The 13,057-nt window shown below is 66.7% G+C and carries 14 protein-coding genes; 3 read left to right on the top strand and 11 right to left on the bottom strand.

Annotation, left to right across the window (positions count from 1 at the left end; translation table 11 throughout):
- Positions 1-219 precede the first annotated feature (219 nt).
- Positions 220-1,152 (bottom strand): DMT family transporter, encoded by a 933-nt coding sequence (locus tag M0R88_RS15330; protein WP_248654365.1) that lies wholly within the window; start codon positions 1,150-1,152, stop codon positions 220-222.
- Between the two features lie 67 nt (positions 1,153-1,219).
- Here M0R88_RS15330 and M0R88_RS15325 point away from each other — a divergent pair, with 67 nt between their 5' ends.
- The gene (locus M0R88_RS15325) at positions 1,220-2,083 is read left to right on the top strand and encodes a DMT family transporter (RefSeq protein WP_248654364.1); all 864 of its coding nucleotides are present in this window, start codon (positions 1,220-1,222) and stop codon (positions 2,081-2,083) included.
- 221 nt (positions 2,084-2,304) lie between these two features.
- Here the strand turns inward: M0R88_RS15325 and corA are convergent, their stop codons facing one another.
- The 3 genes from corA to M0R88_RS15310 all read right to left on the bottom strand — a co-directional run bounded on the left by corA (position 2,305) and on the right by M0R88_RS15310 (position 4,176).
- Positions 2,305-3,285, bottom strand: a complete 981-nt coding sequence (gene corA / locus M0R88_RS15320) for a magnesium/cobalt transporter CorA (RefSeq protein WP_248654363.1) — start codon at positions 3,283-3,285, stop codon at positions 2,305-2,307.
- Positions 3,282-3,464, bottom strand: coding sequence for a hypothetical protein (locus tag M0R88_RS15315; RefSeq protein ID WP_248654362.1), 183 nt, complete (start codon positions 3,462-3,464; stop codon positions 3,282-3,284). Before M0R88_RS15315 ends, corA begins: the two co-directional genes overlap by 4 nt.
- A gap of 73 nt (positions 3,465-3,537) precedes the next feature.
- Positions 3,538-4,176, bottom strand: a complete 639-nt coding sequence (locus tag M0R88_RS15310; protein WP_248654361.1) for a DUF6517 family protein — start codon at positions 4,174-4,176, stop codon at positions 3,538-3,540.
- Between the two features lie 38 nt (positions 4,177-4,214).
- Between M0R88_RS15310 and M0R88_RS15305 the strand changes: the two genes are divergently transcribed.
- The gene (locus M0R88_RS15305; protein ID WP_248654360.1) at positions 4,215-4,598 is read left to right on the top strand and encodes a hypothetical protein; all 384 of its coding nucleotides are present in this window, start codon (positions 4,215-4,217) and stop codon (positions 4,596-4,598) included.
- Between the two features lie 290 nt (positions 4,599-4,888).
- Here the strand turns inward: M0R88_RS15305 and cysS are convergent, their stop codons facing one another.
- The 6 genes from cysS to M0R88_RS15275 all read right to left on the bottom strand — a co-directional run bounded on the left by cysS (position 4,889) and on the right by M0R88_RS15275 (position 9,952).
- Positions 4,889-6,337, bottom strand: a complete 1,449-nt coding sequence (gene cysS / locus M0R88_RS15300; protein WP_248654359.1) for a cysteine--tRNA ligase — start codon at positions 6,335-6,337, stop codon at positions 4,889-4,891.
- A gap of 119 nt (positions 6,338-6,456) precedes the next feature.
- Positions 6,457-6,966, bottom strand: coding sequence for a DUF7523 family protein (locus M0R88_RS15295; RefSeq protein WP_248654358.1), 510 nt, complete (start codon positions 6,964-6,966; stop codon positions 6,457-6,459).
- Positions 6,967-7,086: 120 nt separating this feature from the next.
- A complete protein-coding gene (locus tag M0R88_RS15290) occupies positions 7,087-7,668 on the bottom strand; it encodes a DUF7524 family protein (RefSeq protein ID WP_248654357.1) in 582 nt (193 codons plus the stop codon).
- A gap of 33 nt (positions 7,669-7,701) precedes the next feature.
- Entirely contained in the window at positions 7,702-7,896 is a 195-nt protein-coding gene (locus M0R88_RS15285; RefSeq protein ID WP_248654356.1) for a methytransferase partner Trm112, read from the bottom strand.
- Positions 7,897-8,143: 247 nt separating this feature from the next.
- On the bottom strand, positions 8,144-8,425 hold the full coding sequence (locus M0R88_RS15280) for a UPF0058 family protein (RefSeq protein WP_248654355.1): 282 nt from the start codon (positions 8,423-8,425) through the stop codon (positions 8,144-8,146).
- A 162-nt stretch (positions 8,426-8,587) separates the two neighbouring features.
- Complete coding sequence (locus tag M0R88_RS15275) at positions 8,588-9,952, bottom strand: adenylosuccinate synthase (protein ID WP_248654354.1); 1,365 nt, start codon at positions 9,950-9,952, stop codon at positions 8,588-8,590.
- Between the two features lie 261 nt (positions 9,953-10,213).
- Between M0R88_RS15275 and M0R88_RS15270 the strand changes: the two genes are divergently transcribed.
- Positions 10,214-10,519, top strand: a complete 306-nt coding sequence (locus M0R88_RS15270) for a hypothetical protein (RefSeq protein ID WP_248654353.1) — start codon at positions 10,214-10,216, stop codon at positions 10,517-10,519.
- Here the strand turns inward: M0R88_RS15270 and M0R88_RS15265 are convergent.
- Positions 10,516-13,053, bottom strand: a complete 2,538-nt coding sequence (locus tag M0R88_RS15265) for a DUF7527 domain-containing protein (RefSeq protein WP_248654352.1) — start codon at positions 13,051-13,053, stop codon at positions 10,516-10,518. The two genes, M0R88_RS15270 and M0R88_RS15265, sit on opposite strands and share 4 nt — an antisense overlap.
- Positions 13,054-13,057: the final 4 nt, after the last annotated feature.

Here is a 13,057-nt window from a genome sequence, read left to right as displayed (position 1 = left end):
TGCGTTCTGACCATCTTAATCGCCGATTCGTGCGTCAGAGCATCGTTACGCCAAAGCTTCCGCTACGGTGACCCTTTGTTATCCTTCAGCTGTAGACCCCACAGAGAGCGCCTGAAAACCGAGAAAGGAGTGTCTACTCCGGCGCGAACGTTCGCTTGGTTCGGCCTGAAATCGGTCTCGTCCGATCCCCCACTTCGCCGCCGTCGCCACAAACAGCGCCTACGCGTCGCTCGGTCGGCCGGTCGCGGTGACGTAGATGCCCGCGAGGACGACCGCTCCGCCGGCCACCGTGAACGCGTCGGGGACCTCGCCGAGGAGGACGAGCGCGAGGAGCGTCGAACCGACCGGTTCGCCCAATAGCGTGACGCTGACGACGCTCGACTCGACGTACTTCAACGCCCAGTTGATGACCGTGTGACCGAAGACTCCCGGCCCGACGGCCATGCCGACGAAGAGGAGCCACTCCTCGGGCGGGTACGCCGTCAGGGCCGCGACCGTCGAGGTCCCGTCGCCGCCGACCTCGACCAGCGCGACGACGAACAGGACGACCGCACAGACCGAGTAGACCACGGTGACGTAGGGCACCAAGGCGACTCGCTGGCGGAGCGACCGCCCGGCCAGCACGTAGCCCGCGGCCATGACCGCGCCGACGAGCGCGAGACCGTCGCCGTAGAGCGGTCGCGCGCCCGCCGTCGCGGCCCCCGAGAGCAGGCCGCCGAGCGACATGACGGCGACGCCGACGACGGCGACGAGGATGCCCCCGACCATCCGGCGGTTGATGGTCTCGTCCAAGAGGACGGCCGCGCCGACCGCGACGAACAGCGGTTGGGACTGGACGAGCGTGACGCTCGCGGCGACGCTGGTCCACTCCAGACTCTCGAACCACGTGGCGAAGTGGGCCGCGAGCGCGACGCCGGTCACGACCGCGACCAGTGCGTCCCGGCTCGAAAGCTGGCGGAGGTCCTCGCGGTACCGCGAGACCGCGAACGGGGCGAGAAGAAGCGTGGTGAACACGACCCGGTAGAGCGCCTTGACGATGCTGGGCGCGTCGCTGAACCGGATGAGGATAGCGCTGGTACTGACCGCGACGATAGAGACCGCGAGGGCGGCCATCGGCGGGGTACGCGCTTCGAGCGACGCCAGCCACGTCATCGTGCCCGAAATCGAACGGTGGCGGTTTAGTCGAACCGGTTTTGTGCGCGCCCTCCGAATCCGCCCCATGGACCGCTTGGGAACCGCGCTGGTGTTGGTGTCGGCGGCCGGGTTCGGGACGCTGGGCGTCCTCGGCGAACTGGCGGCGGCCGCGGGACTGTCGATTCCGACGGTTCTCTCGTTTCGGTTCCTCCTCGCCACGCTACTCGTGTGGCTGGTGCTGGGCGCTCGCGGGCGGCTCTCCCTGCTCCGCGGTCGAGCGCTGGCTGTCGGTGTCGCGCTCGGTGCGGTCGGCTACGCGGCGATGAGCGGCCTGTTCTTCTGGGGACTGGAGTTCATGACCGCCGGACTGGTCGGCATCGTCCTCTACACCTACCCCGTCTTCGTCGTCGCCGCGGCGGCGTTGCGACTCGACGAACCGGTGACGCGCCGGACGCTCGGCGCGCTCGGGGCCGCGCTCGCGGGCGTGGCGCTCGTGACGGGCGCGGACCCTGCTGGCGCGGACCCGCGCGGAATCGCGGTCGTCCTCGGGGCCGCGGTGGTGTACGCGGGCTACATCACCGCGAGTCGGTCGGCGCTGGCGTCGGTGGACCCGCAGGTCCTCACGGCCCACGTCCTGCCCGGCGCGGCCGCGTCCTACCTCGCGTTCGGCATTGCGACCGGTAGACTCGCCGCTCCGGCGACCGACTACGAGTGGACGCTGGTCGTGGCCATCGCCGTCGTCGCCACTGCTCTGCCCATCTTCACGTTCTTCGCGGGCCTCGAACGAATCGGCGCGAGCAAGGCCAGCATCGTCAGCACCGCGGAGCCGGTGGTGACGCTGTTGCTCGGAGCGGCGGTGTTGAGCGAGCCGATTACGCCGCTGACGGTGGTCGGTGGCGGACTCGTCCTCGGCGGCGTCCTGCTCGTGCAGACCGGCACGGGGTCGTGACTCGGCACGCGCTGGTTCGGCGCGAGTTGGCTCGGCCGTGTCTCAGGTTAGTCGGACTGGCGGTCCGGGCGCGTCGCTCGTAACCGCGCGAAACGTCCGGGCAGAGTTGGTAACGCTCTCGGACGTAAACCTTCGCGACCGGTGGGTCGAGGGTCGAAAGAACGGAGTACTTCGGCGTCGTGCGAATCCGCGGACCGGCGAATCCGCCGGCGGGGGCCAGTTCACACGTACCCGGATTTCCGGAAGTACGCGACCAGAATCACCGTCACCGCGAGCATCCCCAACATCACGGCCGGATAACCGTAGGTCCAGCCCAGTTCGGGCATGTTGTAGGGGCTATCGGCGAAGTTCATGCCGTAGACGCCGACGACGAACGTCAGCGGGAGGACGATGGTCGCCACCACGGTCAGTTTCTTCATCACCTCGTTGGTCGAGAGCGACAGCGAGTTGAGGTAGATGTCGCGCGCGCCGCTCGCCAAGTCTCGGTACGTCTCGGTCAGGTCCACGAGTTGGACGAGGTGGTCGTACACGTCGCGGTAGTACTTCTCGGTGGACTCCTGAATCTGTTCGGGGTCGCCGCGGGCGAGATAACCGATGGCCTCCCGCGAGGGCCACAGCAGTTTCCGAAAGGAGAGGAGTTCCCGGCGGACGTTGTTAATGGTCTCCAAGGTCTCGATGTCGGTCGCGGTCGTCACGTCCTCTTCGACCTGTTCGATTTGGTCCTCGATTTGGTCCAGCACGTCGAAGTAGGCGTCCACGATGCCGTCGGCGACGCGGTAGGTGGCGAAGTCCGGCCCGTTGCGCAGGATGCGCCCCTCCTCGCGGACCACCATGTCCCAGACGCGCTCGACCGCGCCGACGGGTTCCGGCGACATGGTGACGAGCCAGTCGTCGCCGACGAAGAAGCCGACCGAGCGCACGGCGATCTCCTCGCGGAAGGTCGTCTCGCCGCGGCGGAGGGTCGCGGTCTTCAGCAGGACGAAGGTGTGGTCGTCGAACTCCTCGGTCTTCGGGCGGACCTCGTTACGTACGTCTTCGACCGCGAGCAGGTGGATGCCGAACGCGTCGGCGACCCGCTCCATCTCGTCGGTGGTAGCGTCCGACGCGTGAACCCACGTGGTTCCGGTCGCCTCGCGGGCGGCCCGGAGGTCGTCGTAAGTCCGCGTTCCCGTCTCGGTGTAGACGACCGCTTCGACGGTCACGCCGAATCGCCTCCGCCCTCGTTGCCGTCGCTCCAGCGCCCGATTGCCAGCAGCGTGATGCCGATCATCACGCCGGTCACGGAGAAGGCGCGGCCGGGGTACGGTGCGACGATGCCGACCAGATAGCCGACCAGTCCGGCGAGCGTGAGCGCGAGACCGGCGGCCAGCGCAGTATCCATATCGTCGGTGATACGCGCGACCGAGAAAAACGTTGTCGGACCGTCGGTCGCGGATTCGGTGGGTGGTCGGTCGCTACGCCGCGTGTTCGACGCCCCGCAGGAGTCGATAGATTTTCTGCTCCTGTCCGGGGAGTTTCTGGGGGTGGACGCCGACGGCGACCACGAAGTCGCCCTCGTGTTTGACCTTCGTGACGTAGAGGTAGGCGTCGAACTGGACGCCTGCGGCGGTCGTGACGCTGGCCTCGAACTTCGAGACCTCGGTGGTCTTTCCGAGCATCGTGCGATTCTGGCTGCCGACCTCGCGGACGCCGCTTACGCTATCGAGTTGCGAGGTGAACCGCTGTGCGAGTTGGCGGTCGCTGTACTTGTCGAGGGGGTTGAACGACTTGCCGAGGATGTCCACTTGCGGGCTCGAGAAGGTGGCGAAGACGGCGACCTTCTGCTGGCCGACGCCCGGTAGACCGACGCGCTGGTGATACTCCGAAATCCAGTTGGTCACCTCGACCTCCTTGCTCTGTCCGGCCGCCGAGAAGGTCCGCGAGACGTTCATCGCCGTGGTGCTGTTGTGCTGGTAGCCGGTCTCTTCGAGCGCGGCGTCGCTCACGGTCGCCTGCGAGGCGGTGAACGACACCGGACCCGAGAGGAATCCGGTACACCCGCCGAGAACGAGGAGGACGGCGAGCGAGACGCCAGCGACTGCTCTTCGTGTCATGCTACTCGCGGGGTAGACAGCCGGGGATTATGAATCTCGTGGCTTCCGGCGTGACCCCGCGGCCGCTTCGGAACGAGGCGAGGTCGAACGCCCCGCCCTCCGGCGAAGCGCCCCCCGGCAGCATCCAAAAGGACTATAATCTGGCCCTGAAAGACGGTGAACGAGACGTGCTTGGGGGAAACAACGGAGTGACGGACGACCACGATGCCTTCTTGCAGATGGCCAGCGAGTTCCCGGTTCGGACCAGTATCTACACGTTCGGACTCCCGGTGTTCGCGGTACTGCAGTTGATAAACGGCTTCGTTCACGACGGGTCGCTCGAACTAATCGGACTGTTCGCCGTGCTGATGGTAGCGTTCTCGGTGAAACTCACGCTGTACCACGTCGCGATCTACCGCCGACAAAAAGTAGACAGCTGGTAACACGAAACGAACGACGGCGGAAGTGAGTCGATTCCCGCGACGGGTCGCGTTCCGCGTTCGAGTCTCTCGGCTTCCTTTTTCTGATCGCGTGCCGCGTACGCGCTGAACGCACCGACGACCAGCGCGGAGGCCGACGACGATGTCGTTCCAGAACGCGGCGTCGCTGACCGCCTCGGTGGCGCCGCCGTCGGCACCGACGAGCGCAGGTAGTCGGCCTTCGGCTCACCCGTTTTTCGCCGACCGCTTCCGGGACCGCCGCCGGGAGTGGGAGAACAGTCGGTACGGGGCGGTCACTCCACGCGGAACTCCGCGCCCGAGTCGGTGTCCTGGACCTCGACGCCCAACGCTTCGAGGTCGTCGCGGAGGTCGTCGGCCCGCTCGTAGTTGCCCGCGTCGCGCTCCCGTTCCCGGACGTCCAGCACGAGTTCGACCACTTCGTCCAGCAGTTCGACGTTCCCTTCGCCGTCGCCCGCCAAGGCGAAGCCGAGTACCTCCTCGCCCAGTTGCTCGAAGGTCTCGACGGCGTCGCGGAGCGCCCGGTAGTCGTACTCCTCGCGGGAATCCACGTGCTTGTTGACCGCGCTGACGAGTTCCAGCAGCGCCGTGACCGCCTCACGGGTGTTGAAGTCGTCGTTCATCGCGGCCGCGAACTCCTCGCGGGTCGCCGTCACCGCGTCCCGTAGGTCGGCGTCCTCGACCTTGGTCCGAGCGTCGGCGCTGTCGGCCGCCTCGACCGCTGTTTCGTAGCCTCGCTCCAGTCGCTCCCAGCGCTCGACCGCCTCGTCCAGCGTCTCCTCGCTGTAGGTCTGGCGGTTGTTGTACGCCGTCGAGAGCAGGAACATCCGGACGGCGTCGCCGCCGAACTCCGAGACGGCGTTCCGGACCGTGAAGTAGTTCTGGAGGCTGGAGGACATCTTCTCGCCGCCGGTCTCCAGCAGGCGGACGTGCATCCAGTACTTGGCGAACTGCTGGCCGGTCGCGGCCTCGCTCTGGGCGATCTCGTTCTCGTGGTGCGGGAACACGAGGTCCTGCCCGCCGAGGTGAACGTCGATGGTCTCGTCGAGGTGGGTCATGCTCATCGCCGAGCATTCGATGTGCCAACCGGGGCGGCCCTCGCCCCACGGCGACTCCCACGTCTGGCCGCCCGGTTCGGCGTCGTCGGGGTGGGCCTCCCCGGCCTTCCAGAGCGCGAAGTCGGCGGGGTGGCGCTTCTCTCGGAGTTCGTCCTCTTCTCCCTGCGCTTCCATCTCCTCGACGTTCTGATTCGAGAGCTTGCCGTACTCCTCGAACTCGGTCACGTCGAAGTAGACCGACCCGCTGGACTCGTAGGCGTAGCCCTTCTCGACGAGGGTCTCCACGAGGTCGATTATCTCGGGGACGTGTTCGCTGACGCGGGGGTAGACCTCCGCGCGCCGGAGGTTGAGCGAGCGCATGTCGGTGATAACCTCCGAGATGAAGTGGCGGGCCACCTCGTCTTCGCTCTCGCCGAGGTCGTCCTCGCCGACGCGGGCGACGATTTTCTCGTTGACGTCGGTGAAGTTCTCGACGTGTCGCACGTCGTACCCGAGATTTTCGAGCCAGCGATGCATCACGTCTACGTGGACCCACGCCCGGGCGTGCCCGAGGTGCGCGAAGTCCGAGACGGTCAGTCCGCAGTAGTAGAGCAGTACAGATTCGGGGTCCTGCGGTTCGAACGGTTCCCGCTCACCGGTGAGGGTGTTCGTCACGTGGAGCGTCATTGGCGGCTAGTAGCCGGAGGTGGCGTTTTAAACGTTCGGTAGGCGCACTTCGCGCCGATTACCGGCTTCCGTGAAGGTGGCCCTCGTGCGGCGAGTCGGTCGGCGACTCGCCGACCGACTCACTCGCCGGGCACCGCGTCGAGGGCGTCCTCCACGACGCGGAGCGCGTCCGGCCCGTCGCGACGCTCGACCGCCACGAGCAGGCTCTCGCCCGCGAGTCCGGCCGCGCGGACCGCCACCCCTTCGGCGTCCAAGCGCCCGAGAACGTGACCGAGCGCGGTGGCGGCCACGTCGCCCGACGCAAGAACGCCCGTGAGCGACCCCTCGCCGGGCGCGAGGCGGGTATCGCCGACCGCGAGCAGGGCGTCCGCGGCGTCTGCACTCGCTTCGACTTCGCCCAGTCCGCTCTTCATCGAGACGCGCGCGCTCCGCGAGTCGGCGTCGCGGTCGGGCAACGAATCGGCGAACCGCCGGAGCGCGGTGGCGACCGAGTCGTTGTCCGGGTCGCCGTCCATCTCCTCGGCCAGTTCGCGTGCCGCCGCGGTGTAGTTGACGACGCCCGCCCGGAGCGCGTCCACGAGGAAGGGCCGCCGTCGGGCCGCCGCGCGAGTCTCCTCGGCCAGTGACATGTGTACAGCGAGGGCGAGCGGGAGCAAAAACGATGCGATGGGCACGGGTTGGCTCATCTGAGACACCTGTAGAATCCTCTGAGGAATGTCTGTATTGTTGTTCCGATGGGGAATGTTGTGCTACCGAGCGAGGAGATAGCCCGCGGCGACGAGACTCCCGAGGACGGCCAGCGACCCGGCGAACACGGCCACGCCGTCCGCGAGCGAGGCCGACCCGGCGGCGACGGCCAGCGCGAGGAGACCGAGGACGGCGACCGGGCCGTTCTGGCGGAGGGCCGCGGTCGGGAACTCGAAGCCGGCATCCTCCTCGTCGTCGGCGTCGCCGGGCGTGGCGGAACGTTCGGCGAGCGTCTCGTCCACCGCGACCGGCTCCTCTTCTTCGGGTTCGGCAATCGTGACGGAGACGTAATCGGTCTCCGCGCCGTGGCCGGTGACGATTTTGAGTTGGCCTTCGACCGGCCGGGGACCGCCCTCCTCGACCTCGACGCCGACCTGCCGGGTCGAGTCGGCGTCTACGAAGTGGTTGTTCGCGGGGATGGAAGCGACCGCCGATAGCGCGTCGTCCAGATGTAGGTGGACGTGGACCGGCGCGTCGCCGTTGTGGACCATCACCGCGAACGAGTCGGTCGTCTCGAACGACGCCCGCGTCTCGATGTCGTGTAGACGGTCGCGGTTGAGGCGGACGGGGAGACTCTCTGACACGCTATCGGAACCTCGAATGGAGGGTAGAAAAAACTACGCTTCCACGTCGCGCATGTCCGGCGGGAGGAGGTTCGGGATGCCGTCCTCGATGGGGTAGGTCTCGCCGCACTCGGTACAGGTCAGCGTGCCCGAGATGACCTCCTCGTCGCCCTCGGTCTCGGTCGCGTCGAGTTCGAGTTCCTGCTTGTCCAGCGGACAACAGATGATGTCCATCAGCGACTGCTTCATGCTACTGTCTGTGCGTGGGGAGGGCAAAAGCGTGACGGGTTCGCTGGCGGGTTCCGACCGGCCCCGACTGTGGAACGAAAGGATAATCGACTCGCTCCGATGCTCCGTTGTGAGAACTTCGGTTGCCGAGCGCCGACCGAAAGACGAGTTCGTTTTTGGAACCGCCGATTCCCGTCGAGCGACTGCGGCGCTCTCGGCGACGAGAGTCCCCGTTCGGAACAGCGACCGCTCCGGCCGACGCGGGCCGTCACGCTTCCCGGAGTTCGAGTTCTCGCGGCTCGTCTCCCGCGTCGTCGTCCGGTTCCGCTACTGAGTCGCCTCGTAGTTCCGCTCTCACCTCGTCCCCGAGTCTCTCGGCGAGGAGACCGACTGCCGTCTCGTGTTCGTCTTTCCGACGCTGAATCTGATACGGTCCGACTCCGTCCGATTCGTACCCCTCGAACGTCTCGGGCAGGTCGTGGCGGACCGCGAGGTAGTCGTGGGTCTTTGCGAGCAGCGCGTGAAGGTAGATGAGTTCGGCTTTCTGCATGGCGGTGCGTGTTCGATAGCCGGTAGACCGGTAGAGCGACCGCTCTGCGTCTCGACTCTTCGCTCTCCCGGCCCCCGGTATGTGGTACGTACGCACGGTCTTAAGCCTGACCGCCGAACCGTAGAGCGGGCGCGAGATAGAAAACGAAGCGCTCTCGTCGCGTTATTCTAACGGATTCTCGACCACGACGGTCTCCTCGCGGCCCGGTCCGACGCCGACCGCGTACACGTCGGCGTCGAGTTCGTCGGCGAGGTAGTCGAGGTACGCACGGGCGTTCTCGGGAATCGCGTCGTAGCCCTCGTCGGCGACCGCCTGCCAGTCTACGTCCTCCCAGCCCTCGAACGTCCGGAAGTTGGGTTCACAGTGGCTCCACCGCTCGGTGGTCGCAGGCATCGTGAACACTTCCTCGCCGTCGAGGTGGTAGCTGTGTCCGACTTTCACTTCGTCCAGTCCCGCCAGCACGTCCACGTGGTTGACCGCGAGTCCGGTGAAGCCGTTGGCGCGCGCGGAGTGGCGGAGCATCGGCACGTCGAGCCACCCGACCCGGCGCGGGCGACCCGTGACGGTGCCGTACTCGCCGCCCTCCTCGCGGATGTAGGTCGCCAGTTCCTCGTTTTCGCCCTCGCCCTGCTCGTCGTAGCCGGGCGTGTCGCCTTCGACGCCGCCGAGTTCGGTCGGCATCGGACCGCTCCCGACCCGTGTCAGGTAGGCTTTCACGATGCCGACTATCTCGCCGCCGCCGACGACGCCCGGACTCAGACCGGTCCCGGTCGCGGCCCCGCCTGCGGTCGGGTTCGAGGAGGTGACGTAGGGGTAGTTGCCGTGGTCGATGTCGATGATGGTGCCCTGCGCGCCCTCGAACATCACTTCGTCGCCGCCGTCGATGCGGTCGGCGAGATAGTTCCCGGCGTCCACGAGCATGTCCTCGTCGGCGAGTCGCTCGCCGTAGGTCTTGTACTCCTCGTAGAGGCTCCCGATGTCGAACTCGTCGCCGGTCTCGACGCCGAAGACCTCCTCGGCGAAGCGCTGTTTCTGCGGGACGACGTACTCCAACTTCTCGCGCAGTCCCTCGGCGTCCAGCAGGTCGGCGACGCGAAGTCCCCGGCGGCCCATCTTGTCCTCGTACGTCGGGCCGATTCCCCGTCCGGTCGTCCCGACCTCTTGGTCGGACTCGCTTTTGACTTCCTCCTCGATGCCGTCCAGCACGCGGTGGTACGGGAGGATGACGTGGGCGCGCTTGGCGACCCGAACGTCGGGGTCGAGACCCCGTTCGCGCAGGTCGTCTATCTCCTCGAACAGCGTCGCGGGGTTGACCACGCATCCGTTGCCGAGGACGCCGACCTTCCCGCGGACCGCGCCGCTGGGAACCAGCGAGAGCTTGTATTCGGTGCCGTCCTCGACGACGGTGTGGCCCGCGTTGTCCCCGCCCTGATAGCGGGCGACCACGTCGACGGCGTCGCCCCAGAGGTCCACGACGCCGCCTTTCCCCTCGTCGCCGAGTTGCGAACCGACGATGGTTACGGTCATTACGCGGAGTGGTTCTCTCCCGCTCCGTAAACCGATTACGGTCTTTTCGCCCGGAATATGCATGTTCCTGCACACATTAGGCGGTTCCGACGCCAAAAGAACCAGAATCGAGGATATTACTCCGATATAAAGAGATTTATACGCACCGGTACGAAGCCAGAACTGTTAACCTCTCCCACTACAAAGCGACAAGTCGAAGAGTCCGTCCCGGCTTCTCGGACAACAACTTTTAAAAGGCTCTAAGACAAGTTAACACATGCCATGATAGATAGACTTGAGAAGGAAGTCGATATGTTGGAGCGCCATCTGCAGGTCCTGAAGATGGTCATCGAGAGCGAGCCTATCGGCATCGTGAAGATGTCGAACGAGACCGGCTACCCCCACCACAAGGTCCGATACTCCCTCCGCGTCCTCGAAGAGGAGAACCTCATCGAGCCGTCGAGTCAGGGAGCCATCACCACCGAGCGCACCCAGGAGTTCGTCGACGAACTCGACGACAAGATCGACGAAATCGGTAGCAAGCTCGACGACATGAAGATCAGCGAAGCCGCGGAAGCCGAAAACTAGAGTTCCGGCACGTTCAGGTGGAAGCCACCGCTCCGTGACTCCACGAGACAGAGGTGGTATCCCCGCTTTCGGGAGAGTTTCACGAAGCTCTCTCTCTTTTCCCGGCTCAGGAACCCGCCGGAGGTAGCCGACTCCGTAGTCTCCAGTGCCTCGGGTTCGAAGAAGCTCTCGGTGACTTGGAACGCCCCCGATAGCTCGTCGTGGGTCCCCGCGACGCCCGAGGCGGCATCCACGAGCGACCCCATCATCTCGCCGGTCGTGGGGTCCCGCGAGTCGTTGAGGTCCGCGACCACGAGCGGGTTGCCCATCCGGTCGCGCATGATGATGTCGAACGACTCCTGTCGGGTGTCGTCGTCGCCGCTCCCCGCGCTCACCGACCCGTGGAGGTCCACGCGGTCTATCTTCGGAATCGACTCGTAGAGGTCCTTCAGACTGGTGCGGTGGCCGGTGTCTCGAACCTCGTAGAGCAGTTCCTCGATTATCCACGAGACGAACCGGTACTCGAAGGAGTCGGTGAGGAACGACTCGAAGGACTCGCCCGCCACCTCCACGTCCTCGGCCTCGAACTGGGTGTGGTGTTCGAGTCGGAGGTTCGCGTTCACGTCGCTCGCTTCGACCTTCCCCTCCGCCGCCTCGTCCAGCGTCGCCTTCCCCTTCGACTCGTAGCGCACGAAGAGGTTGGTCCCGTCGAACGCCTGCGCGCGGTCGAGTTGTCGCTTCGCGCTCCCGCTCGCGCCCGACCCGGCGCTCTCGAGTTTGGCTTCGAGTCGCTCGACCTCTTGGCGGAGCGCGTCGCGCTCGCGCTTGTACTCGTTGCGCTCGGACTCCACGTCAGAGAGTCGGCTCTTCAACTGCTCGACCTGCTGTTTGCGCTGCTTGAGCTGTGACCGGAGCTTCTGGATGCGTTCTTTGGCTCGCTCGCCGACGTCGCCGGACCCGGACGCTTGGGAGCCTCCCGTGGCGCTCGGCCCGCTCGTTCCACCGGTTCCGGCCGTCCCACCCGTCCCGGTCGCGCCATTGCCACTAGTCGTCCCGCTCGACGCACCGCCGGTCTCGGACGCGTTCGCCGACTGCCCGGCCGCGCCCGACCGGGACTGCTCGGACTCGGCCGCGCCCGACCGAGACCGTTCGGTAGACCGACCGCGCGACGCTCGGTCGGTGGTCGCCCGGTCGTCGCTCCGGGACTCCGGGGCCGACTTCGCGCTCGGTCGGTCTGCCCTCGAACTCGCCTCGCCGGACGCGCCCGCGGCCGATTCGCCGGCCGCGCCGTCGGGACCCTCGCTCCGGTCGGGGTCGAGCGACGGGATCGTCGTCGTCTCGCGCCATTCCTCCTCGTCGGCGAACGAACCGCTCGCATCCTCGTCGCTCTCGTCGGCGGACTCGGCCGTCGATTCGGTGCTCGCGTCCGACGCTACTCGGGAGGAGTCTTCTCCGGGCGTGCTTGCGCTCGGCGACCTACTCGCGTTCGGGCGGCCGTCCGCAGTCGCCGGCCCGTTCGCCCCCTCGCGCTCGCCCGCGTCGGACGGCGTGTTCGCGTCCGTGTGCGCACTCGCGTCGGCCTCCGTCTGGGTGCCCGCGTCCGTCTCGGTGGCCCGCACGCTGGCGTCGGTCGCTCGGGTCGCGCGGTCGGTCGTCTCGGTTTCGACGTCGCTCCGTGCCGGTTCGCTATCGGGGTCCGCGCCGGCGGTCCGAGACTGGTCGGTCTCGGCGCTCGGCTCGGCGGCTTCGACGTGGCTCGCCGCGGACTGCGTTTCGGCGGCCCGTCCGCTCGTCGTCCCACCCGCTCCACCTGCGGCGTCGTCGGGGCTCGCGTCGTTCGCCGCACCGTTCGGCACATCGTTCGACGTAGTGCCGCCCGCGCCTGCGGACGAATCGCTGCTGCTCGCGCCTGCGCCAACACCGGACGCGCCGGCATCGCTCGCGTCGTTCCCGCCACTCGCGCCGCCGGCGGCTCCCGGTTCCTCGGGTTCCGGCTCCTCGGGCCCCGGCTCTTCCGGTTCCGGAACGTCCGTGACATCGATGCTCACGTCCCGGACTTCGTAGATACCCACCTCGTCGTTGGCGCGCTCGAAGGCGTCCTCGCCGGTCACGACCTGTTCGCTCGCGCCGACGAACGCGACGCTCATCGAGCGCCCGCCGTAGTAAGCCACGTAGTAGTCGCCGCTGAGGACGTTCTCGCTCAGCTCGATGTAGCCCGTGAAGTTGCCGCTCGTGAGCGTGGAATCGACCTCCGATAGCGGCGTTTTGTTCGTGTAGTACTTTGCTTGGGTTTCGCCGCCCCGCTCCTGCATGCTGAACAGGAGCGGGAGCGACGGGTGGGGCGCGGCGTAGGCGGTGCCGTCGGCGTCCTCGAAGTCGTCGAGACTCCCCTCGTAGACGCCGATTATCCGCCCGTTGAGCATGAACAGCCACGCGCCACCGGCCCTGACTGCCCCCGAGAACTCCCCGTCCGAGAGTTCGCGCAGGCCAGCGTACCCGTCCGCGAAAGAACGAGTGTTCCAACTTTTGACCTGCTCGACCGTGCGCGTTTCCATATTA

Source organism: Halorussus gelatinilyticus (assembly GCF_023238445.1).
Classification (GTDB): Archaea; Halobacteriota; Halobacteria; order Halobacteriales; family Haladaptataceae; genus Halorussus; species Halorussus gelatinilyticus.
Note: the sequence above shows the minus strand (reverse complement) of the source record. Positions and strands in the feature narration are given on the sequence as shown.